Here is a 24,079-nt window from a genome sequence, read left to right as displayed (position 1 = left end):
TCAGCTGAAAGTACGACGAGTCTACGAAGAGGGATCCGGATCGGGCTCGGCGGTCGGTGCCAAACCGGTCGAACAGGTGAAATGACGGCGATCGGCGAACGACACCCAGGCGGCCATGATCAACCCGGTCACGGCGACGAGCACATACGCGTTGCCCACGATCAGCTGCCACCCGTGCAGCTTCAACTCGCCACCGTCGCCGAACGGCACCGTCCACACGATCCCGCTCGGCAGCACCCCGGACACCCGGGCGCGCTCCATCGGATAGGCCGCGGCGACCGCGAGTACCGCCACCAACGAGCCCCAGGCAACCGCCGACCGGATACGCCGGACCCGATCGACGAGCACGATCACCAGCGGCAGCGCCCACACCCAGTGGTGGGTCCAGGAGATCGGCGACACCAGCAGCGCGGTCAGCGCACACAGGCCCATCCCGGTCAGTGCCGCGCCGCGCCGCGCCGCCACGACCGCGAGCGTCATGCCCAGCGCCGCGACCAGGACCGCGAGCAGCGGCCACAACCATCCCGGCGGCGACTGTGCGCCGAACTGCCGGGTCACCGCACCATGTACGGACTGGTTGCCGGGGAACTGGGCCAGCCCGATCCGGGTGTCGTCCAGGAACAACCCACCCCAGTAGTCCGCGCATTCGCGCGGCAGCACGGCGAACGCCGCCGCGACCGTGCCGACGAACACGCCCAGCGCGGTCAACCCCTCGCGCACACGTCCGGTCAGCAACAGGTATGGGATGAAGATCGCCGGAGTGAGCTTGAGCCCGGCGGCCAATCCGACACCGACCCCGGTGAACCGGGCGCCGCGCGGGCGGGCGAAGTCGGCCAGCACCAGGACCAGGAGCAGCAGGTTGACCTGCCCGAAGCGCAGGTTCTCCTGGACGGGCTCGGTCCACAACAGGGCGGCGGCGCTCAGCGCGGTCGCCCGTACCCGGTCGTCGCCGCGCAGCCCCAGGATCCCCCAGGCAAGCCAGGTCGCCGTACCGAGCAACGCGAGATTGCCCGCCACCCCGACCACCTCGACCGCGCCCCAAGGCAGCCAGGCCAACGGCGTGAAGGTCAGCCCGGCCCACGGCGTATAGGTGAACGGCAGCCGCCCGGGTCGGATCGTGTACAGGTCACCGTGACCGGCGAGTACGTCCACGCCACCCTGGCGATAGACCCGCAGATCGCCCAGCCACCACATGTCCGCGGATCCGAATGCGCCCAGGAGCAGATACACGGTGAGCGAGCACGCGGCCACCGCGAGAGCCGCCCGGCGGGTCACCCCGCGACGTTGACGGTGTCCGGCCGCAGGTGCGCCGGCATCGCGCACGCGGGAGTTCCGCCGGGCATCCGGTCGCGGTTGTCCGCGACCAGGCGGTACACACCATGCGCGGCGATGCTGACCGGTTGCACCCGCAGCGCGGCGCCGGCCACGGCCCACGGGCCGCCAGCGTTCATCAGCAGCTTGGCCACCGCGTGGTGTCCGCCGTACACGGTGCCGACGGGGGTCACCCACAACACCTCGTGCTCGGCGCGGTGCTGCTCGACGCCGAGTTCCTCGAGTTCGGCGAACTGCCAGGCCACCACGTCGGCGTCGAAGGGAATGTGTTTCCGCGCGAACTCCACCGACCGGGTACAAAAACCGCAGTCGCCGTCGTACACGAGAACCGGTCGTGCGCTCAAAACTCTTCTCCTTGACAACAACCGCTTGGATCCTGCCATCGGACCGACTCCGCGCACCGGCGCCGCGCGGACCCACTGCGCCCGCAACGAATCCGCGCCCCCGGGATGCCGAGCCACCCGGTCAGTCGATCGGCCACGCGGAGGCCAACATCTCGCGGGTGTCCGCGAGCAGTTGCGGGAGCACCTTGGTGTGCCCGACCACGGGCATGAAGTTGGTGTCGCCGCCCCAGCGCGGCACCAGGTGCTGGTGCAGGTGCGCCGCGATGCCCGCACCGGCGACGTGGCCCTGGTTCATCCCGATGTTGAACCCCTGCGCGCCGGACACCTTGCGCAGGGTGGCCATCGCGAGTTTGGTGAACCGGGCGAGCTCCGTCGTCTCCGCGTCGTCCAGGTCGGTGTAGTCCGCGACGTGCCGGTAGGGCACCACCATCAGGTGACCGCCGTTGTACGGGTACAGATTCAGCACCGCGTAGACCTGCTCGCCCCGCGCGACGACGAGCCCGTCGACATCACTCAGCGACGGAATCCGGCAGAACGGACACCCGTCGTCGGGAGTCGGCCCCGACGGCTTGTTCTCACCCTTGATGTACGCCATCCGATGGGGAGTCCACAGCCGGGCGAAGGCGTCCGGCCCCCCAACCCCATCCTGGATCTCGGGCTCGCTCGTCATGCCAGGAAGCATATGCCGCCGCCCGCCCCGACCATCATCGGCCCGACGGGTCTCCCTCCGGCCCGCGCGACGACATCGGTGATGGAGCCACCGTCCACGGGCTCGGCGATGCGCGGGGGCGTCCCGACCGCTGTCGGCACGCCCCCGGACCCGCACACGCGCGGATCAGATCTGGATGCGGTCCTGGACGGCCTTGACGATCTCGGCCACCGCGGCGTCGACCGCGACGCCGTTGTTCTGCTCACCGCTGCGGTAGCGGAAGCTCACCGCGCCGGCCTGCACGTCCTCGTCGCCCGCCAGGAGCATGTACGGGATCTTGAACTTGTTGGCGTTGCGGATCTTCTTCTGCATGCGGTCCGCCGAGTCGTCGATCTCGACCCGGATGCCGTGTGCCTTGAGCTTGGCCGCGACCTCTTCGAGGTAGGGGACGTGCTCCTCGGTGATCGGGATGCCGACCACCTGGACCGGCGCGAGCCACGGCGGCATCTTGCCGGCGTAGTGCTCCAGCAGGACCGCGAAGAAGCGCTCGATCGAGCCGAACAGCGCGCGGTGGATCATCACCGGCTGCTGCCGGGTGCCGTCCGACGCGGTGTATTCGAGGTCGAAGCGCTCCGGCAGGTTGAAGTCGACCTGGATGGTCGACATCTGCCAGGTGCGCCCGATCGCGTCCTTGGCCTGGACCGAGATCTTCGGGCCGTAGAACGCGGCGCCGCCCGGGTCGTCGACGAGTTCGAGGCCCTGCTTCTGCGCGGCCTGGCGCAGTGTCTCGGTGGCCTCGGTCCAGTTCTCCTCGCTGCCGATCGACTTCTCCGGGTTCCTGGTGGACAGCTCCAGGTAGAAGTCGTCGAGCCCGTAGTCGCGCAGCAGGTTCAGCACGAAGGTCAGCAGCGAGTCCAGCTCGCCCGCCATCTGGTCGCGCGTGCAGTAGATGTGCGCGTCGTCCTGGGTGAAGCCGCGGGCGCGGGTCAGCCCGTGCACCACGCCCGACTTCTCGTAGCGGTAGACGGTGCCGAACTCGAACAGGCGCAGCGGGAACTCCCGGTACGAGCGCCCCCGGGCCCGGTAGATCAGGTTGTGCATCGGGCAGTTCATCGGCTTCAGGTAGTAGCTCTGGCCCTCGTCCAGCTCCATCGGCGGGTACATGCCGTCGGCGTACCAGTCCAGGTGGCCGGACACCTCGAAGAGCTTGCCCTTGGTGGCGTGCGGCGTGTACACGAACTCGTAGCCGGCCTCCTCGTGCCGACGCCGCGAGTAGTCCTCCATCGTGCGGCGGATGATGCCGCCCTTGGGGTGGAAGACGGCCAGGCCCGAGCCGATCTCCTCCGGGATGGAGAACAGGTCCAGCTCGGCGCCGAGCTTGCGGTGGTCGCGCTTCTCGGCCTCCTCGAGGAAGGTCGTGTACGCCTTGAGTTCGTCCTTGCTCGGCCACGCGGTGCCGTAGATCCGCTGGAGCTGCTTGTTCTTCTCGCTGCCGCGCCAGTAGGCGGCGGCCGAGCGCATCAGCTTGAACGCGGGAATGTTGCGGGTGGTGGGCAGGTGCGGGCCTCGGCAGAGGTCCTTCCAGCACAGCTCGCCGGTCTTCGCGTTCAGGTTGTCGTAGATGGTCAGCTCGCCCGCGCCGACCTCGGCGGAGGCACCCTCGGCGGCCTCGGCGGCGGCGCCCTTGAGCCCGATCAGCTCCAGCTTGTACGGCTCGTCGGCCAGCTCGGCGCGCGCGTCCTCGTCGGTGGTGACCCGGCGGGCGAAGCGCTGACCCTGCTTGATGATCTCCTGCATCTTCTTCTCGATGCGCTTGAGATCGTCGGGGTGGAACGGCGTCTCGACGTCGAAGTCGTAGTAGAAGCCGTCCTTGATCGGCGGGCCGATGCCGAGCTTGGCCTCGGGGAACAGCTCCTGTACCGCCTGCGCCATCACGTGCGCGGCGGAGTGACGCAGGATGTTCAGGCCGTCCGGGGAACCGATCCCGACCGGCTCGATCTCGTCGCCGTCGACCACGACGTACGCCAGGTCCACGAGTCGGCCGGCCACGCGGGCGGCGACCACCGAGCGGTCGCCCTCGAAGAGCTCGGCAGCCGTAGTGCCCGTGGTCACCACCCGCTCGTCCCGGTCCGGGTCGCGGCTGATGGTCACTCGGGCTTCGGACACCGTTCGTCTCCTGACATGTGGTTGGCGGGTGCTGCGCGGCGAGTCTCGGCGCGCTCGCACACCGATGCTATCGAGCCGGGAGCGCGAACCTTGCCTCGGTTTCCCGGCCCCGGGCGGGCGCCGGTCCGTACCCCGCGCGCCGACGGGAAGACGCCGGCGAAGATGTCGGTGGAGACACCTGCGCAGTCATGTCCACCGTCACGTCCCCGTCACGACGACGAAAGATCGTGCCCCGACTTCCCACAGGGTCACTCGTTCGGGTGAGAATAGGGCCCGTGACGCAACGGATGGCCTCGCTGGCAGTCCCGCTGCGGCCGGTGATCCGGCTGTTGGCCGGGGCTGTACTGGCGTGCGCCGCGCTGCTCGGCAGCGCGTTCCCGATCCACGCCGAGTCGGTGCCCTCGACCGCGACGATCCCGACAGTGTGTCCCTTCCATCACACCGCGCACCAGGACCGGGACAACGGCGGGCCGGACGACAAGGGCGACGGTTCGGGGCGGTGCGGCGATCGCTCGCACGCGTGCGTGCCCGCCACCGTTCCGCCGCTGCCGCCGGTGGTCGCGCCCGCGCCCAGCTCGATGCTCCCGCCGTGGTTGGCCGAACCGGACGCCATCGGTATCGCGCTCGCGCCCACGCCCGCCAAGGACGCCCCCGACCTGACGGTGCTCTGCGTCAGTCGTACGTGATCCGCGCGGCACACCCTCGCACGGTCCACAGACGAAACCCGGAATCGGAATAAGGCGGAGCCATGGGGCAACAGTCCCCCAACACCTCGAAGAAGCAGAGCAAGGCGCAGCGAACGGCCAGGATGGCGGCGACGCGTGAGCGGGTGGCCGCTCAGCGCGAGCAGGAGCGCAAGGCCGCCAAGCGCCGCTCGGCGATCATCTTCGCCGCCTCGGGCATCGCGGTCATCGCCTTGGTGGCGGGACTGACCGCCGTGGTCATGTCGTCCAACGACGACGGCGACAAGAAGTCCAGCGCGACCAACGTCATCGCCGACGTCAAGCCCGACCCCAACACCAAGAGCGACATAGCCGGGGTCACCGCCTACACGGCGTCGCAGGGGCACATCGCCAAGCCCAAGGACGTCACGTACAAGCAGACCCCGCCGGTGGGCGGCGAGCACGACCCGGTCTGGCAGAACTGCGGGATCTACGACTCGCCGATCCCCAACCGCAACGGTGTGCACTCGCTGGAGCACGGCACGGTGTGGATCACCTACCAGTCGAACCTGCCCGCGGACCAGCTGGAGATCCTGAAGTCCAAGGTCAAGGGCAAGACGTACATGATGCTGAGCCCGTACGACGGCCTGGACAAGCCGGTCGTCGCCTCGGCGTGGGGTCTGCAGCTCAAGCTGGACAACGCGAGCGACCCGCGCCTGGACCAGTTCATCAAGGCGTACAAGGAAGGCAAGCAGACCCCGGAGCCCGGGTCGCCGTGCACGGGTGGCGTCGGGAAGCCGACCTCGTGAGGCCCCGCGCACGCGTCGCACTGATCGTGGCGACCGGGCTGCTCGCGGTACCGGCGCTCGCGGCCTGTTCGTCCGACGACTCGACCAAACCGGCCGCGGCGGCCACGCCCACGCGTGCGCTCGGCCCGGCGCCGGCCGCGGTGCCGAACCCGCCGGCCGACGATTCCGTGGACGCCGGGTTCGCGCGCGACATGCGCACGCACCACGCCCAGGCCGTGCAGATGGCGATGATGGTCCGCGATCTGACCCAGGACGACGCGACCCGCAAGCTCGCCTACGACATCGCGCTGACACAGCAGGAGCAGATCGGCCGGATGGCGTCCTGGCTCCAGCTGTGGGGCCTGACCCTCGGCTCGACCCGGCCGGTCATGCAGTGGATGACGCCGGGCTCGATGCCGGGCCACTCCGGGCACGGCACGCCGGCGGCCGGCGCGGACACCCAGCTGATGCCGGGCATGGCCACGCAGGCGCAGTTGGACAAGTTGGCGACGTTGCACGGCAAGGACGCCGAGGTGATGTTCCTCCAGCTGATGATCACGCACCACGAGGCCGGCGTGGCGATGGCCCGCGAGGGCGTCGCGCGCGCCCAGGTCCAACAGGTCCGGGATCTGGCGAACACGATGGTGGTGGGCCAGAGCTCGGAGATCGACCTGATGCGATCGATGCTGACGGAGCGTGGAGCCGCCTAGCGGTTCAGCGGTTCGGAACGCGCGGGTGGGTGCGCACGCACGGCTCGGCGCGGCCGGCGGAAAGACGAGTGGGGCGCTGGATCGATGGTGATCCCGCGCCCCACTGTGGTCGATGGCCGGCTCTGTGTCGACGGTGACGTCTTCGTCGTGGCGAGGTCTGTGTGGTCGGTGGCGAGGTGCCGCCGCCGGGTCAGGCCTCGACGGTCGCCGTCGCCGTCGCCTCGCCGGCATGGCGCCTGCGGCGGACCTCCCGCACGACACGTGCCGGCACTCCCACGATCAGCGGCACCGAGGCGCCCAGCGCCATCCCGCCGAGGGCCACCAGCAGCGGGCTGTCCTCGACGAGGCGCCCGGCCAGCGTGCCGACCGTCATCGCGTAGGACACCGAGATGGTCGCGCCGACCAGCGTCGCCGCGCGGAACTGCGGTCGCGGGTAACCCAGTCGGCCGGCGAGCATGTTCACCGCGGTTCGGCCGCCGGGCAGGAAACGGGCCGCGATCAGCGCGGACATCCCGCCCTTGGCCAGCGCGCCTCGGGCCAGATCCATCGCCTTCTGCCGGCGCGGCCCCAGCACGGCGTCGCCCCCGCGACGCAGCCGTGCGCGGCCCACCGCGTAGGCGAACTGGTCCCCGACGAAGGCGCCGATCCCGGCGGTCAGCAACACCAGGACGATGTACCGAAGGTCACCGTCGGCGACCGCTGCCGCGGCCATCACGAGTTCGTCACCGGGCACGATCGGCAGCACGGCGTCGACGGAAACGATCAGCGGCATCGCCAGCCACAACCATGGAGAGAACAACAGGCCGGTTCCGGCGCCGGTCACTGGTGTACCCCCGCGTGTACCCCCGCGCACGCGCAGTGGATCGGTAGACAGGTATCGGTCACCGGGAGATCATCGCGCGATCCCCCATCCGGCGGAGCATCGGGTCCTTGTCACCGCCGCCCACGTGACGTGATACGGCCCGAAAAACACCCATCTCAGAGGCCCGATCCGCGCAAAAGTGACCTCGTCATTGTGTCGACTTCCCGATTTGCACGTCACACATTCGGCGCACCCTCGGAGGAGTGGCCACCCCCGAAGCCGACCACAACACCCGCCGCCGAGCCCGCACTCCCGCAAGCAGCCCCCCTCGGCCCGGCCGGCGCTCAAGGCCGAAGTCGGCCCGGCCGGATCTTGCGGCCAAAGCCAGTCCCGGACCGCGCTCGCGGCCACCTCCAGCCCCGCAACACCCGTGCCCGAGTACCCCTCGTATTCGGCCGAAGACCACTCGCCTCTCACGAGGTAGCCCGCTCGACCAACGTCGTCGGCAACACCACGGAGCCGCCGACGGCCCCGCCCGAGATCCGCTCGAGCAACAGCCGGGTCATCAACCGCCCCTGCGCCGCCACCTGTTGCCGCATCGTGGTGAGCGCGGTCCACCCCGCGACGTCCGCGTCGTCGAACCCGACCACCGCCACATCCTCGGGAATCCGCCTGCCCCGCTCCGCCAACACCTCCATCGCACCGACCGCCATCAGATCGGACGCCGCGAACACCGCGTCCAGATCCGGCTCCTCGGCCAACAGCCGCCGCATCGCCGCGGCCCCGCCGGCCCGGCTGAAATCGCCGTGCGCGACGAGCGATGGCCCCGGTACCGCGTCCAGGTAGCCACGCAGCCGGTCCACGCCCGCGCACATGTCCTGCGGTCCGGCGATGGTGGCGATCCGCCGCCTTCCGCGACCACTCAGGTACTCGACCGCGGCGCGCGCGCCGCCCACGTTGTCCGCGTCGACGTAGACGAAGTCGGCGCCCGGGCCGAGCGGCCGACCGCCGACGACCACCGGGATGCCCGTGTCGTGCAGCCGACCCGCCAGCGAGTCGTCGCCATGCAGCGACACCAACAACGCCCCGTCCACGTGGCCACCGCGCAGGTACCGCTCCAACCGATCCTGCTGCTCCGGCGTGCGCACCATCATCAGCACCAACTGCTGGTCGGTATCCGCCAGTTCGGCGCCCACCGAGCGCACGATCGCGGACAGGTACGGATCGCCGAACAGCCGGGTCTCCGGCTCCTGGACGACCAGAGCCACCGAATCGGTACGCCGGGTGACCAACGTACGCGCCGCGCGATTGGGCACGTAGCCGGTCCGCACGATCGCCGCCTCGACCACCTCGCGTACCCGAGGGCTGACCTTCGGTGAGCTGTTGATCACCCTGGAGACGGTGGCCCGGGACACCCCGGCCACCGCCGCCACCGTCTCCAGGGTCGGCGGTTCGGCCGTCGGAGCGGCCTCGCCCCGGCCGTCAGTGCTGGTCAATGCTCCCCATCCCGTCCCGCGCCGAACCGGCCCGGAGTTCCCGATTGCCGGCGATCACCGACGCATACCACCGTGCGCTGTACTTGGGCGTACGTCCACCGGTCGCGAAGTCCACGTGCACGATGCCGAAGCGCTTCGCGTAGCCGTACGCCCACTCGAAATTGTCCAACAGGGACCACACGAAGTAGCCCCGAACATCCACACCGTCAGCGATCGCCCGCCGCACCTCCGCGATATGCGCCGCGATGTACTCCGCCCGTTCGACGTCCTCGATCGCACCGGTCGCGTCCACGTGGTCCTCGTACGCCGCGCCGTTCTCGGTGATCATCAGCGGCAGATCCGGGGCCTCCACCCGGATCCGCGCCAGCACGTCGTACAGTCCGCTCGGGTCGATCCCCCAACCCATCGCGGTACGCGCGCCGGGCGCCTGGGTGAACCGCAGGTCCGCACCGGCCGGCCAAGGCGAGTACGCGCTCGCGCCGTGGCCGTCGTCGCGATGCCCGGCGGTCTCGGTGCCCGCGTCGCCGTCATCGCCGCCGACCAGCAGGGGGCTGTAGTAGTTCACCCCGAGCATGTCGATCGGTCGGGCGATCTCGGCGAGGTCGCCGTCACGGACGAACGCCCAGTCGGTCACCGAGGCGGTGTCTTCGAGCACGTCGGCCGGGTACGCGCCGCGCAGCAGCGGGCCGAGGAAGATCCGGTTGGCCAGGCCGTCCACCCGACGCACGGCGTCCAGGTCCGCCGGCCGGTCCGAAGTCGGGCGTACCGCAGCCGTGTTGAGAGTGATCCCGATCCGGTGTCCGGCCGGCAGTTCGGCCCGCAACGCCCGCACTCCGAGCCCGTGCGCGAGCAGCAGATGGTGATGCGCACGCAGGGACAGCTCCGGATCGGTCAGTCCCGGCGCGTGTACGCCCGAGCCGTGCCCCAGGAATGCCGAACACCACGGCTCGTTGAGTGTGGTCCAGTCGCGCACCCGGTCACCGAGCCGCGCCGCGACGATCCGCGCGTACTCGGCGAACCTGGACGCGGTATCGCGCGCACCCCAGCCACCCGCGTCCTGAAGCGCCTGCGGCAGATCCCAGTGATAGAGCGTCGGATACGGATCCAGGCCGTGCGCGAGCAGTTCGTCCACGAGCCGGTCGTAGAAGTCGAGTCCGGCAGCGTTGCCCGGCCCGCTCCCGCTGGGCTGAACCCGCGCCCACGCGACGGAGAACCGGTACGCGCCCAGGCCGAGTTCGGACATCAGCGCGACGTCTTCCCGGTAGCGGTGGTAGTGGTCGGTGGCCACGTCACCGGTGTCCCCGGCGTGCACCCGTCCGGGAGTACGACTGAAGGTGTCCCAGATCGACGGCCCGCGACCGTCCTCGGCCACGGCCCCCTCGATCTGGTAGGCGGCGGTGGCCGCGCCCCAGACGAATCCGGGCGGGAAGCCGCCGACGGGCAGGGTTGCCGGCGCTGTTCCGGTGGACAGGACGTGGTCGGTCATGATGGTGATTGCCTTTCTCCGGTTGACTTGACGCTGCTCGGCACCCATCGGCGCCGGATCGACTCCGCGGCCTCGGGCCGATGGACCCGGCTCGATCGGTCCTCGATCGATCACCCCTTGACCGCGCCCTGCATGATGCCGCCGACGATCTGCCTGCCGAGCAGGCCGAAGACGACCAGTACCGGCAGCGTGCCGAGCAGCGTCCCGGCGAGGATGATCGACTGGTCGTGCACGTATCCCCCGCCGAGCGAGTTGATCGCGACCTGCACGGTGGGATTGCTCGACGACAGCGCGATGATCGGCCAGAAGAAGTCGTTCCACGTGGTCATGAAGGTGAGCAGGCCGAGTACCGCCATCGCCGGACGCGCGATCGGAATGACGATCGACCAGAAGATCCGCGCGTATGACGCGCCGTCCACCCGACCGGCCTCGATCAGTTCGTCCGGCAGCGCCTCCATCAGGTACTGCCGCATGAAGAACACGCCGAACGCGGTGACCAACGTGGGCAGGACGACGGCTTGCAGCTGGTTCACCCATTCCAGCTTCGCCATGATCATGAACAGCGGGATCAGGCCCAGTTGCGGCGGAATCATCATCGTCGCCACGGTGATCCCGAGCAGGATGCCCCGCCCCCGGAAGCGCAGCTTGGCGAAGGCGAACCCGGCCAGCGTCGAACACAACACGGTGCCCGCCGCGACCGTCACCGACACGATGGTCGAGTTGATCAGCGCCTGCACGATGTCGGCCTCGTCGAGCGCCTTGTCGAAATTGCCGAGCAGATTGCCACCGGGCGTGAACGGCGGCGGCACGTGGTTGATGTCCGCGTTGCTGCGGGTGGCGGCAACGATCGACCAGTAGAACGGGAAGACCGAGAGCAGCGTCGCGAAGCCCAGGATCACGTAGACGAGAGGACCACCGTGCAGTTGACGCGTGCGCTTGGAGCGACCGGGCCGACCCGACCGACGGAGCCGGCCGGGTCGATCGGCCGGTTCGGGCGACGGGCTCTTGGACGGTGCGCCGGCCGGGTGTGCGCTCCGGCGAAGTACGGCGACGGGCGTGCGTGCCATGTCAGCGGCCCTCTCGGGTCTCGCGGCGCGAACGGCTCGCGGAGACAAGCGCGTTGATGCCGATGACGACAAGGATGATCAGGAACGTCGTCCACGCGATCGCGGATGCCTTCCCGAGCGCGTAGTTGCTCCAGCCGGTCTCGTACATGTAGAGCCCGATGGTCTGGTACTGGTGCGAAGCCCCGCCTCGGACGCCGATCGGGCCGCCTTGGAGCAGCAACGGCTCGGCAAAGATCTGCATCGCGCCGATCGTCGAGACCACGACGGTGAACACGATCGTGGGTCTCAGTCCCGGGAGGGTGACGTGCCGGAACTGATGCCAGGACTTCGCCCCGTCCAACGCCGCGGCCTCGTAGCGGTCGTGCGGGATGGCCTGCATCGCGGCGAGGTAGATGAGCGCGTTGTAGCCCACCCAACGCCAGGTGACGATGGTCGAGATGGCTATCTGGGAGGTCCAAGTGCCGTTGTACCAGTCGACGTTGTCGATCCCGAATAGCCCGAGGAACCAGTTGATCATCCCGTAGTCGCGCCCGAACAGGCCGCCGAACACAAGCGTCGCGGCGGCGACGGATGTCGCGTACGGCATCAGGATCGCGACCCGGAAGAAGGTCCGCCCGCGCAGCCGATGGTTGAGCAGATGCGCCAGGCCGAGCGCCATGCACAGCTGCGGGACCGTGGAAATCAGCCCGATGGTGAAGGTGTTGCGCAGCGCCTTCCAGAAGAACTTGTCGTGCCAGAGGTTGGTGTAGTTCTCCAGCCCGAGCCAGGTCAATTCGTCCGGATTCTGCAACCGGACGCGGTGCAACGAGATGTATCCGGTGTAGAGGAGCGGGAACAGACCGAAGGCGATGAACAGGACGAAGAACGGCGCGACGAAGGCGTAGGGGGACGCGGTGTTCGCCCGGCGCCGCCAGCGCTGACGGGGGGTCATGACCGGCCGACGAGCCTTGCGTTCGGGACTCGGCGGGAGCCGGTCCGGGGACTCGGTCGGGGGACCGCTGGGGAATTGGGCTGCATGGGCAGGGGGTGGTGCCGCCATCGGAATCACTCCGGGGCCGGGAGGGGTGGGCGGGCGGTGGGGTGGGATCGGACCGAGGAACGGGCGGTCGGTCGGTCCCACTGAGAGGCAGCGCCGGATCGGACGGCCGTCGTCGGTGATCGGTCGTCGATCACACAGTCACGGGTCGGGGATCACGGGTCGCAGGCCGGGATTGCGGGTCGCAGCACGGGGGTTGCGGGTCGGGCGTGGCGCCGGTCACGGGTGTTGGGTCGCGCACGGGTCGCCGACTCGGCGCCCGGAGTTCGTGTCCCAACACCCGCGACCCGCAACCGGCCCGTCCATGGCCCGCAGACCCGCAGCCCGCAGATCGGGGGCGCGTCGCGGCGCACGCGGCGCTGCTCTTGGTCAGCCGGCGAGCGCGTTCTTGACCGCGTCGCGCGCCTGCTTCCACGCGTCGTCGGGTTTGACCCCCTGAGCCTCCACGGAGGTCAGTGCGGTGCTGATGTTCTCCTTGATATCGTTGTGCCGAACTCCGGTGATCTGTACCGGCATCCGCTCGGCCGCCGCGCTGAAGATCCCGCCGATCGGCGCACCGTTGAAGTAGGCGTCCGTGGTCGCCTTGATGCTTTCGATCGCGCCGGCCTTGGACGGGAAGTTGCCCTGCTTCCGGAACATCTTGGCCTGCTGCTCGGGCGCGGTGAGCCAACCGACCAGCTCCGCCGCCTCCTTGTGGTGCTTGCCGCCCTTGGGAATCGCGAGGTACGAACCGCCCCAGTTGCCGGTACCACCCGGCCCCGGTGCGACATCCCACTTGCCCTTGCCCGCGTCACCGGCCTGGGTCTTGATGAACCCGATCATCCACGCCGGGCACGAAATCGACGCGAAGCCGTCGGCCGCGAACGCCTGGTTCCAGTCACTCTGGAACTGCTGCAACGCGGCGGACATCTTTGCGTCGGCGGCCTGGGTGGCCAGATCCCAGGCGTGCTTCACGACGGGGTTGGTGTCGTAGATCGGCTTGCCGGCCTCGTCGTAGTACGAGACCGCCTGCTGCCCGATGATCGCGTTGTACAGACCGGTCACGCTGTCCAGGTAGTGCGTCTTCTTCGGCGCCTTCGCCTGGAACTGCCTGCCCAATTCGACGTAGCCCTCCCACGTGGACCAGCGCCGCGCCAACTCCTCGCGGTCGGTGGGCAGTCCGGCGGCCTGGAACAGGTCGGTGCGATAGCAGATCGCCATCGGCCCGGTGTCGGTCCCGGCCCCCAGCACCTTCCCGTCGCCGGTGGTCGCGGCCTTGCTCTTCCACGGCAGGTACTCCGCGTTACCGGCGGAGAGACCCAGCGAATTCAGATCCATCCACTTGTCGGCCTGGTTCTTCACGACGTCGGCTATCCGCCCGACCTCGATGCCCTGGATGTCGTCGATTCCACCGCCACCGGCGAGCCGGGTCTGCACCGTACGCCAATAGTCCTCCTCGCGTTCGGTGTCGTGCTGAACGATCTTGATGTTCGGGTGCGTCTGCTGGTACTCGGCGTACAACCCGGCTTCCTCGAAGCCGAACGTGCCGAACAGCCCCAGATTCAGGGTGACTTTGCCATCGCCCGAGCCGGAGTCCCCATCACCCCCGCACCCGGCGAGCATTGACCCGACCAACAGCGCGGTGCACAGGGCCGACAACGCCCTGACTCGACCACGAACGTAGCGCGTGCGCATGGGAAGACCTCCTGATGCCTTGCATCCGGGACGGGTACGAGCGGGGTACTTCGTGCGGCAGTACCGAAGTGCGGCGGTGCGATCAACGATTCACGGCAACCCGAAACACACACCGTCGAGGGCGCCGAGTCTTGAACTGTGAGAGCGCTCTCACGACGTGCTCAGGAGCTTGGCCCGCCCCAGAACCCATGTCAATACTTCGACACCTGAACGTGACATCTCACAGCCCGGCCGTGCTCCTAAGACTCCTGAACCCCCGCCCAACCCCCAGCCGCTCACCGCGCACACCTCAATCCCACCAAAAAAGGCCCGCGCACGGCCGCCGCCGTCGGGGACGCGCAGAGGGGGCTGAGGCTGCGGCGTGAAGGTCGGCTGGGACGTCCGGAGCGAGGCCCACAGAGGGGAACAAGGCCGTCGACCTCACCGACAGCGAGTGCCCACCGGTCGGCGTCGGGGGCCTCCGGACGGCTCGGATCGTGCGCGGTATTGGGTCGCCGAAGTGGATGGGTCGGACGCCCATGAAGGTCCTGCCCGGGGTGCCCTGCTTCGCCACGCCGCCGGGCACCGGCCCGTCGCCTTCACGGGTCCGTGACTAATTCGAGCCGATGGACGCCGCTGTACGTCGCACACGAGCTCTTCGAACGACGATGCCCGTCCGAGCCGCGGACCGGGTCCCAACCTCGCCGAAGCCACACCGGGAAACGAAGTCCGAGGGCTTGCGAATCAGGTGATTTCGGATCGCTGGGCGATGGCCGCAAACGCCCGCCGCTGTACAAACTGCCGTAAACGCGTCAGAGGCCCGGATCATTTTCATGATCCGGGCCTCTGACCTGTGTGGGCGATACTGGGATCGAACCAGTGACCTCTTCGGTGTGAACGAAGCGCTCTCCCGCTGAGCTAATCGCCCGGGCGCAGGGAGAACATTACCGCATGCGTGGGGGCGGTTGTGCCCACCCCTTCGCGGGGGTTGGCCTCGCGGCTCCGGATCGCGCATTCGGCGGGGGAAGGTGGCACCGGCCGGGACTCGGAGCGGGCCGGGAGGCCGTGGGCGGAGGCGCGGGCAGGGACTGCGGCAGGAGCCGGGACCGGATTGCGAGGTGCCCCCGGTGAAGGGTCGGCCGTCGTTCCTGACGCGCTCGCGACAGGTGCGTCGTTGCGCGTGTGCTCCTGCGGGAGGCCCGTCGTGGGGGACGCTGGACTCGGCACTCGGTGCCCGTCGCGAGGGCCCGCGACTCGGGGGTTCGGTACCGTCGCGAGAAGGTCGGGGCCGGGGGCTCAAGACCGCCGCGAGGGACGCGAAACTCGGTTGCCGGGGAGCCGCGGACCCGGCGCTCGGCACCCGCCGCGAGGGACCCGAGGCTCGGAGTTCGGAGCGGCCCCTTGCGGACGACTCAGCCCCCGGGCACCTCGCAGACGCCTGCCGTGGTCGGTCGGGATCCCCTCACGTTCGTCAGCCCCCAGGCGCGCCAACCCCTGGGTGGTCGTCCCCGGAGCCCTCTGCCCTCACGTGCGTCAGCCCCCGGGACCGTCAGCCCTCGGGCCCGCGTCGGACTCGTCAGGCGCCGGGCGGTCCGCCCTCGGGCCCTCGCCCCGGGCCCGTCACGCCTCCGGTCCCGTCAAGACCCCGGTACCGCTCAGCTTCCTCGGATCGTCAGTGCTCGGATCGTCAGCCCTCGGCTGGTCAGCTCTCGGGGACCTCGACCGTCAGAGCCGTAAACCTCCGATTGGTCAACCCCCGAGACGGTCCCGGCCCCGTCGGTCCCGGCCCCGTCACTCCCCAACCGAATCAAAACGGAAGAGCCATCCCGTATTTCCACAAATACAGTGCCACCGCCGCCGCGATGAGGATGAGGCCGATGGCGAGCATGATCATATTGCGCCGGCGGGTTTTGGGGTCGAGGGCGCGGTTGGCGGCCTTGGTGACCTTGTCCTTGGTCCACAGGAGGGTGCGTTGGGCCCAGACGAATTCGGTGCCGAGGACGGCCAGGCCGAGGAAGATGACCGCCCAGCCGGGGCCGGGGAGCGGGAGCATGATGATGCCGCCGACGATGATCGCGAAGCCGATCACGGCGACGCCGATCTGCCAGGTCATGTGCAAGGGCTTGGAGCGCTTGATGAAGGCGGGTGCGCGGGAGCCGAATGGTTTCGCCTGCTTGTCGGCCGGGCCGCTCGGGGCGTCCTGGTCGGCGGTGGGCTCTCGTGTGGCGTGCGCGTTGTTGTCCGCGACCCCCGTGTCCATCCTTGGTCTACCTCTCTCGTCGTACCGGCCGTCGTTCACCGGGCACCTCCGTGTGGCCTGCGGCCGGAGCCGACCATGGCTCGGCCTGGCTTGACAACGCTACAAGGGGGCAGAGGTTCGGTGCAGGCCCGACCGTACGGCGCGGACTCGCTCCGAGCATGACGGGCATGAACTGAACGCCTGTTCCCTTCCGGAAATCATGCGGGCGAACGTTACACCTCCGCATCGCTCTTAAGGAGTACCCAGACGCCCGTATATCGGGCAGAGACGTTTACAGGAGGTCCGCAGGTGGGATGTTGCGAACGCCGACGTGCGAATCCCCGAGCGCACACTGAGCGAAAGGCCATGGCGCTTATGAACACCACGGTCAGCTGTGAGCTGCACCTGCGCCTCGTCGTCTCGAGCGAGTCTTCATTGCCAGTCCCTGCGGGGCTGCGCTACGACTCTTCGGACCCGTACGCCGTGCATGCGACCTTCCACACGGGTGCCGATGAGACGGTCGACTGGGTCTTCGCCCGCGACCTTCTCGCCGATGGGCTGCGTCAGCCCTCCGGCACCGGCGACGTTCGTGTGTGGCCCTCCCGAAGCCACGGACAGAGCATCGTCTGCATCGCCCTCAGCTCGCCCGAGGGTGAAGCCCTGCTCGAAGCGCCCGCGCGGGCGCTGGAGTCGTTCCTGAAGCGTACGAACGCTGCCGTCGCCCCCGGCAACGAGCATCGCTTCTTCGACCTCGACCGGGAACTGTCCCAGATTCTCGCCGAGAACTGAGCCCCGGGACCGCGGGCACGCCCCTGTCCGCAGCGCCGGGTACGTACGTCAGCGCTCCGCCGCACCCACCGTCCACAAGGTGGGAGCGGCGGAGCGTTCTCACGTCGGGCCGCAGCCGCCGGACGAGTGAATCGCACACGCCGCGCGATCGGTCGATCCGAATATGTACACGATCCGCACATGGCGCAAAGAAAGCGCACAGTCGAACACATTTTCCGGCATGGGAATGCGCTCACATTCACCATCCCGTGGCGTGTCCTGTTGTGCACAGCGTGTGTTTACTCCGCCTCTCGGTAACGGCCGACAACCGGCGGTAATCCGCAAATCGGGATTCCCCGACTTCAGATCCCGCGCTTGCGCAGCAGTTCCTCGATCTCCGCGAACTCGTCGTCGACCGCGCCGCGCGCCGCGCGCCGAGAGCGCGGCGCCGGGGCCGGCTTCGGCTGCCGGCTCCGGGGCAGGGCACCCTCCGCACCACCCGTACTGCCGCCCGCGCCGGTTCCGCCCATGAGCGCGGACAGATCCGCGGAGGAGGAAGCCGCCGTACCCGTCGACTCCGGGTTCTTGCGGCTGATCATGCGGGTGATCATCAGCAACATCACGGCGAACGCGAGAATCGCGACGCCGCCCCATGCCTTGATCCCGAAGGCGAGGTCGGTCGCCCAGTCGGCGGCCGCGCTGCCCACCCGGCGGCCCAGCGTGGCCAGGCCGGTCAGGTACAGCCCGATCGGGAACAGCGCCGCGGCGGTCCACCGCGTCGCGTTCAGGAAACGTCGTTGGCGTACCTTCTGTACCGCGATGACCAGGCCGAGACCCGTCAGCGCCATGCACAGGGCGCCGGTCACCACATCTGCGCCGGACATGCGCTCGGCCTCCTCCTCGTGCGAAGCGTTCGAAAAGTTCGAGTCATTCGAAACGTTCGAAGCCTCGGTGTCGGTTCCGTCGGTCTTGTCGGTCCTGTCGGTCCTGGTACTTCCCCCATCGTCGTCGCCTCCGCCTCCGGATGCCATGATCGGCGGTCGGTTCAGTACTCGGGGAGGACACCGACCGATCCATCTCCTCCCCGTGGAGTACACCCAGGATCAGGGATGTGCCCGACCCTCACAGGATGGGTTTCCCCCAATAACGCGTACGCGGCGCGAATCCCGCCGTCGTGCAGACCTTCGCGTGGGTGTCGTCCGGGAGTTCGATGGCGACCTCGTGCAGGCCCTGCGTCGCCGTCACGTGGCCGGCCGCGCGCAGCAGGGTCGCCGCGTCGGCCGGGGTCGGCGCGGTCAGCGCCAGGATGACGCCGTGGGCGACCCACACCACCGCGCCCTCGCCCAGCGTGTACGGCGCGGGCGCGGTGGGGTGGTCCAACCGCGCCTGGGCCCGAGCCTGCGCCACGGGGGCGGCCCAGCCCGCCGCACGCAGGTCCGCCGCGTACCGGTGCAGTTCCGCCGCGCACCACGCGTCGCGTTCGTCGGTGTCCATCATCCGTACGCCGGGCGGCAGTCCGGTGGCGCGCACGGGAGCCGCGAGTCGGCGGCTGTCGGGGGCGTAGCCCAGCGCCTGGACGAGGCCGGTCGCCGCACGGTTGCCCTCGGGGACGGCCGCCGCCATCCGAGTGCAGCGCAGGCCGCGCATGATCTCCTCGGCGGCGAGCATCGCGACGCATCCGTGGCCGCGGCGGCGGCGCGACGGCAGCACCTGGATGTGCAGGATCCATCCGGTGCCGGCGCCCCACGGGCCCAGCGGGGTCAGGTGCACGCCGCCGACGGATCGGCCGTTGGCGCAGATCGAATACACGCCGTCACGACCTGGTCCGGCCGGTCGCAGAGTGGTGGTCATCTGGTGGCCCCCGCCTTCCCGGGCGCAGCGCCCCGTTACCGGCAGTGCTGCCCGCGCGTGACCCCGGCCAACCTGCTCGGGGCTGGTCGGGAGCCACGCGCGCGATCACGCCGCCGCGAACGCGGTCCATGCGTCGTCGGCGCGACGGGGTCGCCCCTACGGCGCGATCACGGGTCGATGTCGGCGGCGGAGCGGGCCGCGAAGATGTCCATCGCCTTGCGGGTGAGCGGGCCGGGCGCCGCCGGGGTGTGCTCGTCGATGTGGTGCACGGCCTGGATGTCGCGCAGCGACGAGGTCAGGAACACCTCCTCGGCGTCGGCGAGCATGGCCAGGGGTATGTCGATCTCCTCGGCGCCGACCCACTCCAGCACCAGCGCGCGGGTGACCCCGGCCAGGCAGCCGGCCGACAGCGGTGGGGTGACGACGCGGCCGTCGAGTACGGCGAACACGTTCGAGCCGGTGCCCTCGCACAGGTTGCCCGCAGTGTTCGCGAACAGCGCCTCGCTCGCGCCGCGTTCGGCGGCGTAGCCGAGCATCACCACGTTGTCCGCGTAGCTCGTGGTCTTGAGGCCGGTGGTCGGCGCGTGCTCGTTGCGGGTCCACGGGACGGTGACCACGGCCGTGCTCTCGCCCCGGGCCTTGGCCGCGCCGAGGGCCACCACCAGCGTCGGCGCGGCATCGCCGCGTTCGGAGCCCAGCGGCGAGCGGCCGCCCGTGTAGGTGATCCGCAGCCGGCCCACACCGGGCAGCGGGTTGGCCGCGAGCACCTCGTCGCACGCGCGCCGGATCAACTCGGAGTCGGGCGCGGGCAGCCCGAGACCGCGCGCGGAGCGGGCCAGTCGATCCAGGTGCCGGGTCGTCGCGAAGGCCCGCCCGCCGGTCGCCTTCATCGTCTCGAAGACGCCGTCGCCGACGGTCAGACCGTGGTCGTCCACCCGAACCACCGCTTGCTCGTCGTCGACGAGGCGATCGTTCAGCCAAATTCTGCTCATGCGCCCTCCGAGGCGTCCATTGCGTTGTCCGGGGTCTCCGGCACACCCGAGTGGTGCGCGTCCCGCGCGGCACGCTCGTGTTCGGGGCCCGGCGGATAGTCCCGCCCGGCCACCGCGAGCAGGTTGTGTGCCTTGAGTTCGGTCTCGTCCCACTCGCGCTGCGGGTCGGAGTCGTACGTGATGCCGGCACCGGTGCCGAAGCACAGCCGGCCGTCCCGGACGAAGAAGCTGCGTATGCCCACCGCGAGCGAGCCCTCGCGGCGGTCCGCGTCGACCCAGCCGATCGCGCCGCAGTACGGGCCGCGCGGGACCGGTTCGAGTTCGTCGATGATCCGCAGCGCGCTGCTCTTGGGCGCACCGCTGACCGATCCGGGCGGGAACGTCGCGGCGAACAGCTCGGGCCAGCCCACGCCGGGTGCCAGGGTGCCGGCGACGGTGGAGACGAGGTGGACCAGGCCCGGGTGCTTCTCGACCACGCACAGGTCGGGCACGGTGACCGAGCCGATCGCGCTCGCCCGGCCGAGGTCGTTGCGGACCAGGTCCACGATCATCACGTTCTCGGCGTAGTCCTTGGCCAGCAGGTCGGCCTCGGTGCGGCCGGTGCCCTTGATCGGGCCGGACCAGACCCGGTCGCCGGCGCGGTGCAGGTAGAGCTCGGGCGACGCGCACGCGACGTGCACGTCGTGTTCGGGCAGTCGGATCACTCCCGCGTACGGGGCGGGGTTGCCGTGCGCGAGGCGGCCGGCCAGGCCGAGGATGTCGGCGTCCTCGGGCAGCGGCGCGCTGAGCAGGCGGCACAGGTTGACCTGGTACACGTCACCGGCGGCTATGTGTTCGCGGATCCGGCGTACCCCGGCGCGGTAGGCGTCGGCGCCGAGCGAGTCGGTCCACGCGTGGGCGGGCGGTCCGGTCCACGGCGCGGTCGGCAGCGGGGCCGGGCGCACCTCGTCGAAGCGTGCGCACAACAGGTCGCCCTCGAAGTCGGCGACGACGGCCCAGAACCCGTGCGAATCCAGGGCGGCCGGGTCACGGGTGACGTCACGCAGGCCGGTGGCCAAGCGCCCGCCGAGGTGGGCGAGGGGAGGTGGCTGACTCACTGGTTCGTTCCGAGGTCGCGACCGCGGCACCTGTGGCGGATCGGCGCGCGGATCAGATCGTCCATTGTAGAAGGGCGCGGCAACGCCGCGAACGGCCCGGCACCGGCGGCTTCGACGGCCCCGGGTGGGCGCGCCCCACCCGCCCGGAACTGCCCCGAACCGGTTCCGCGTTCCCGTGTGCCGGTCGGGCACGGCATGATGCGGCACGGTGGGTAGGGATCCGGCAGCCCCGAGTCCGGTGACCGCACCCCATCCGGTCGGTTCGCCCCGGCCCTCGAAGTCTCCACGGCACCACGCGATCGAAGGACGTTCATCCGTGCACTGTTCCGCCTGCGACACCTGGTCTACGCGGGCCGACCGCTGTTCGTACTGCGGCGCCGTCCCGGCCGCCGCCGCGCCGCAGCAGCCCGGCACCGAGACCCCCGTGGTCGCCGGGCCCGCCGCGGCTCCCGCCACTCCCGCGGCGCCCACGCCGCCGGATCCGTACGCCGCACCCGCGCCCGCCCCGGCCGGCGCGTACGCGGGTGCCTATCCGCACGCGCCGGGACAGTTCGCCCCGCAGACCCCGTACGGCATGCCGGGTGCGTATCCGGCCTCGCCCTACCCGGGTTGGCTGCCGCAGCCGTTTCGCGCGCTGCGTGGACTCGCCGTATCGCTGTACATCCTGCTGCCGCTGTCCGCGGTGTTCGCGGGGCTGTGCGCGGCGGCGTTCTTCCACCGTGCGGACGTCCTGCGGCGGATCTCCGACGCCGGCGAGCTCGGCATGACCGACGCGCTGCGCACCAAGGCCGAGGACTCGGACTCGCTCGTGGCGGCGGCGACCACGTTCCTGGTCCTGTCGATGATCGCGACCGCCGTGCTGTTCATCATCTGGATGTACCGGGCCCGCGCCAACGTGGACCTGTTCGGCCCCTCGAAGCAGCACCTGTCCACCGGGTGGGCGATCGGTGGCTGGCTGGTACCGGTGGTCAGCCTGTGGTTCCCCAAGCTGATCCTGCACGACGTGTGGCGCGCGAGCGATCCGCGGACCGCCGAGCGCGGCGGCCGGACTCCCGGGCGGTTGCCGCTGCTGTGGGCCTGGTGGGTGCTGCTGGTGGCCTCGGGTGTGCTGTTCTTCGCGAGCCGACTGTCCTACCCGCTCGACGAGGACGTCGAACTGTCCGACGCCGACCGGCTGCGGACCATCGACTTCCTGTCCGGGGTCGCGGACGTCGTACTGATCCTGGCGGCGGTCGCGGCGATTCTCGTGGTCCGCAAGATCACCACGTTCCAGCACGAGCGCGAGGCATTGGCCTTCGCGTCGGGCCTGGTCACCGGTGGGGTGCCGGGCACGATGCCGGGGATGCCGGCGGCCTTCGCCGGTGGCGCGCCCACGCCGTGGGCGGCCTATCCGGCCCAGGCGCCGACCGCGCGGTACTTCGCGCCGCCGGTACCGCAGGCTCCCGGTACGCCGGGCGCTCCGCCGGTGCCGCAGGCGCCGACGGTGGTGGCGTCGGCTGTGGGTCCTGATGGGGCTGCGGCTTCCGATGGGGCTGCGGCGCCGGTCGATTCGGCAGCGGTCGCCGGTGCTGCGGCTGTTGCGCCTGCCGAGGCTGCTGTGGCCAACGGGGCTGCTACCGGGGCTGCCTCCGCGCCGGCCGCTCACGAAGCTGCGGCGGCCGCCGACGCGACCACGGTGCTGCCGGTCGACGGGGCACCGGCCGTGCGGCCCAAGCAGGTCCCGCCGCCGCGGCCCACCGCCGCGCCGACCGCCGGCGTCGTCGAGCCGGTTTCGACACCCGCCGTGGCCGAATCGCAGGAGCCGGTGTCCCTGAGCAAGCCGACCGAGGCCGTGGAGCCCGCTGTCGAGCCCGGCCCGGAGCCCGCTGCCGAAACCGTCGTCGAGCCGGCTCCCGAGCCTGTCGCCGGTCCCGCTGCCGAGTCCGCCGTCGACGACGTCACCGAGGACGAAGGCGAGCACGCGCCATCCGGCGAGGACGAAGTCGAGAACGAAGTCCGGACTCCGGCCGAACCCGAGGCCGAGCCGACCCCGGCTCCGGACTCGACCCCGGTCCCGGTTCCGGCCGCGGCAGTGGGGACGGAGACAGCGGCCGAAGCCGAGGTCGCCGCCGAGACCGCGCCGGCCGATTCGGCCGAGCCGATCGACGCCGGCGAGTCCGTACCCGCCGCCCCGCCCGTCGAACTCCCCCAGGTCCCGGCCCAGGCACCGGCGCTGGCGGACCGTGTCCAGGACGTGCAGCCGGCGTCCCCGGCGGCGCCCGTCGAGGATGCCGGGAACACCGACAACGCTCGGGACACGGTTGACGCCCCGGTCGCTCCGGTTGCCGAGCCCACCGCCTCCGGCGAGCGCCGCAGTTGAGCTGAGCCAAGGGGCCCATCCGGGTTCCGAAGAGGCCCCGGGCCCGATCGAGGGCTTGCCGAGGTACCTCGGAGGATCCCACCGAGCCGCGCCGAAGGCCGGTTCGAACCCTGGTGGTTCGAGCCGGCCTCGGTCGTTTTCGCAGGTTGCGCGGGTCGTGCGGCGGGGTCCGCGGGGAATCGGTTTTTGTGATGGCCCTCGGATCCGCTAAAGTTCTCAACGTCGCCGGGACGCGGAAACGCAGCTCGGGCCGACAGGCGGACGTGGCTCAGTTGGTAGAGCATCACCTTGCCAAGGTGAGGGTCGCGAGTTCGAATCTCGTCGTCCGCTCGGAAGAAGTAGAGGAATGTGGTGGGCAACCACTATGGTTCCTTCACTTGGTGGAGTGGCCGAGAGGCGAGGCAACGGCCTGCAAAGCCGTCTACACGGGTTCAAATCCCGTCTCCACCTCCAAGAGACCCCAAGGCTCCGTGCCGAGGGTGAACTTCCCGCGCGATTAGCTCAGCGGGAGAGCGCTTCCCTGACACGGAAGAGGTCACTGGTTCAATCCCAGTATCGCGCACGCCGCACCACCGAACACGC

The 24,079-nt window shown here is 70.1% G+C and carries 20 protein-coding genes and 4 tRNA genes; 8 read left to right on the top strand and 16 right to left on the bottom strand.

All coding sequences use genetic code 11. From position 1 onward, the window contains the following. Positions 1-21: 21 nt before the first annotated feature. The 4 genes from A3IC_RS55340 to thrS all read right to left on the bottom strand — a co-directional run bounded on the left by A3IC_RS55340 (position 22) and on the right by thrS (position 4,491). Positions 22-1,275 carry a glycosyltransferase 87 family protein gene (locus A3IC_RS55340; RefSeq protein ID WP_020551725.1) on the bottom strand — a complete coding sequence of 418 codons (1,254 nt, stop codon included), beginning with the start codon at positions 1,273-1,275 and terminating at the stop codon, positions 22-24. Next, on the bottom strand, positions 1,272-1,676 hold the full coding sequence (locus A3IC_RS0119475; RefSeq protein ID WP_040876870.1) for a thiol-disulfide oxidoreductase DCC family protein: 405 nt from the start codon (positions 1,674-1,676) through the stop codon (positions 1,272-1,274). Before A3IC_RS0119475 ends, A3IC_RS55340 begins: the two co-directional genes overlap by 4 nt. Before the next feature lie 121 nt (positions 1,677-1,797). Continuing rightward, a complete protein-coding gene (locus A3IC_RS0119470; protein WP_026218467.1) occupies positions 1,798-2,358 on the bottom strand; it encodes an HIT family protein in 561 nt (186 codons plus the stop codon). A 153-nt stretch (positions 2,359-2,511) separates the two neighbouring features. Then, positions 2,512-4,491, bottom strand: a complete 1,980-nt coding sequence (gene thrS / locus A3IC_RS0119465; RefSeq protein ID WP_026218466.1) for a threonine--tRNA ligase — start codon at positions 4,489-4,491, stop codon at positions 2,512-2,514. Positions 4,492-4,766: 275 nt separating this feature from the next. Between thrS and A3IC_RS0119460 the strand changes: the two genes are divergently transcribed. The 3 genes from A3IC_RS0119460 (at position 4,767) to A3IC_RS0119450 (ending at position 6,651) form a co-directional block, all read left to right on the top strand. Further along, positions 4,767-5,177, top strand: a complete 411-nt coding sequence (locus A3IC_RS0119460; RefSeq protein WP_158696010.1) for a hypothetical protein — start codon at positions 4,767-4,769, stop codon at positions 5,175-5,177. Between the two features lie 62 nt (positions 5,178-5,239). Then, entirely contained in the window at positions 5,240-5,962 is a 723-nt protein-coding gene (locus A3IC_RS0119455; RefSeq protein WP_040876869.1) for a thioredoxin-like domain-containing protein, read from the top strand. Continuing rightward, entirely contained in the window at positions 5,959-6,651 is a 693-nt protein-coding gene (locus A3IC_RS0119450; RefSeq protein ID WP_020551719.1) for a DUF305 domain-containing protein, read from the top strand. Before A3IC_RS0119455 ends, A3IC_RS0119450 begins: the two co-directional genes overlap by 4 nt. Positions 6,652-6,841: 190 nt before the next feature. On the opposite strand, the gene A3IC_RS0119445 is transcribed toward A3IC_RS0119450, so the two are convergent. The 8 genes from A3IC_RS0119445 to A3IC_RS0119410 form a co-directional block, all read right to left on the bottom strand. Continuing rightward, positions 6,842-7,474 (bottom strand): DedA family protein, encoded by a 633-nt coding sequence (locus tag A3IC_RS0119445; protein ID WP_040876868.1) that lies wholly within the window; start codon positions 7,472-7,474, stop codon positions 6,842-6,844. 452 nt (positions 7,475-7,926) lie between these two features. Then, on the bottom strand, positions 7,927-8,949 hold the full coding sequence (locus tag A3IC_RS0119440) for a LacI family DNA-binding transcriptional regulator (RefSeq protein WP_020551717.1): 1,023 nt from the start codon (positions 8,947-8,949) through the stop codon (positions 7,927-7,929). Continuing rightward, positions 8,936-10,435 carry a glycoside hydrolase family 1 protein gene (locus A3IC_RS0119435; RefSeq protein WP_052173638.1) on the bottom strand — a complete coding sequence of 500 codons (1,500 nt, stop codon included), beginning with the start codon at positions 10,433-10,435 and terminating at the stop codon, positions 8,936-8,938. The genes A3IC_RS0119440 and A3IC_RS0119435 overlap by 14 nt, the downstream gene beginning before the upstream one ends. Positions 10,436-10,545: 110 nt before the next feature. Continuing rightward, the gene (locus A3IC_RS0119430; RefSeq protein WP_020551715.1) at positions 10,546-11,502 is read right to left on the bottom strand and encodes a carbohydrate ABC transporter permease; all 957 of its coding nucleotides are present in this window, start codon (positions 11,500-11,502) and stop codon (positions 10,546-10,548) included. Position 11,503: 1 nt separating this feature from the next. Further along, the gene (locus A3IC_RS0119425; RefSeq protein ID WP_020551714.1) at positions 11,504-12,433 is read right to left on the bottom strand and encodes a carbohydrate ABC transporter permease; all 930 of its coding nucleotides are present in this window, start codon (positions 12,431-12,433) and stop codon (positions 11,504-11,506) included. Between the two features lie 474 nt (positions 12,434-12,907). Next, on the bottom strand, positions 12,908-14,212 hold the full coding sequence (locus A3IC_RS0119420) for an ABC transporter substrate-binding protein (protein ID WP_052173612.1): 1,305 nt from the start codon (positions 14,210-14,212) through the stop codon (positions 12,908-12,910). 835 nt (positions 14,213-15,047) lie between these two features. Further along, positions 15,048-15,119: transfer RNA gene (locus A3IC_RS0119415), tRNA-Val, on the bottom strand. Between the two features lie 879 nt (positions 15,120-15,998). Beyond that, on the bottom strand, positions 15,999-16,451 hold the full coding sequence (locus A3IC_RS0119410) for a TIGR02611 family protein (protein WP_020551712.1): 453 nt from the start codon (positions 16,449-16,451) through the stop codon (positions 15,999-16,001). Positions 16,452-16,805: 354 nt separating this feature from the next. Here A3IC_RS0119410 and A3IC_RS0119405 point away from each other — a divergent pair, with 354 nt between their 5' ends. Next, a complete protein-coding gene (locus A3IC_RS0119405) occupies positions 16,806-17,219 on the top strand; it encodes an SsgA family sporulation/cell division regulator (protein ID WP_026218464.1) in 414 nt (137 codons plus the stop codon). 341 nt (positions 17,220-17,560) lie between these two features. On the opposite strand, the gene A3IC_RS0119400 is transcribed toward A3IC_RS0119405, so the two are convergent. The 4 genes from A3IC_RS0119400 to A3IC_RS55330 form a co-directional block, all read right to left on the bottom strand. Next, positions 17,561-18,082, bottom strand: coding sequence for a hypothetical protein (locus A3IC_RS0119400; protein WP_158696009.1), 522 nt, complete (start codon positions 18,080-18,082; stop codon positions 17,561-17,563). Between the two features lie 238 nt (positions 18,083-18,320). Then, positions 18,321-19,049, bottom strand: coding sequence for a GNAT family N-acetyltransferase (locus tag A3IC_RS62420; protein ID WP_079026540.1), 729 nt, complete (start codon positions 19,047-19,049; stop codon positions 18,321-18,323). Between the two features lie 167 nt (positions 19,050-19,216). Beyond that, complete coding sequence (locus A3IC_RS0119390; protein ID WP_020551708.1) at positions 19,217-20,041, bottom strand: aminotransferase class IV; 825 nt, start codon at positions 20,039-20,041, stop codon at positions 19,217-19,219. Continuing rightward, positions 20,038-21,138 carry a chorismate-binding protein gene (locus tag A3IC_RS55330; RefSeq protein ID WP_079026539.1) on the bottom strand — a complete coding sequence of 367 codons (1,101 nt, stop codon included), beginning with the start codon at positions 21,136-21,138 and terminating at the stop codon, positions 20,038-20,040. The genes A3IC_RS0119390 and A3IC_RS55330 overlap by 4 nt, the downstream gene beginning before the upstream one ends. 316 nt (positions 21,139-21,454) lie before the next feature. Here A3IC_RS55330 and A3IC_RS0119380 point away from each other — a divergent pair, with 316 nt between their 5' ends. From A3IC_RS0119380 to A3IC_RS0119365, 4 genes are all read left to right on the top strand, one after another. Continuing rightward, the gene (locus A3IC_RS0119380; RefSeq protein WP_020551706.1) at positions 21,455-23,497 is read left to right on the top strand and encodes a DUF4328 domain-containing protein; all 2,043 of its coding nucleotides are present in this window, start codon (positions 21,455-21,457) and stop codon (positions 23,495-23,497) included. Positions 23,498-23,754: 257 nt separating this feature from the next. Continuing rightward, positions 23,755-23,827 (top strand) — tRNA-Gly (locus tag A3IC_RS0119375). A 49-nt stretch (positions 23,828-23,876) separates the two neighbouring features. Continuing rightward, positions 23,877-23,950, top strand: a tRNA-Cys gene (locus A3IC_RS0119370). Positions 23,951-23,987: 37 nt separating this feature from the next. Further along, a tRNA-Val gene (locus A3IC_RS0119365) sits at positions 23,988-24,059 on the top strand. Positions 24,060-24,079 lie beyond the last annotated feature (20 nt).

Source organism: Embleya scabrispora DSM 41855 (genome assembly GCF_000372745.1).
Taxonomy (GTDB): Bacteria; Actinomycetota; Actinomycetes; order Streptomycetales; family Streptomycetaceae; genus Embleya; species Embleya scabrispora.
This window is presented reverse-complemented; position numbering and strand designations above follow the sequence as displayed.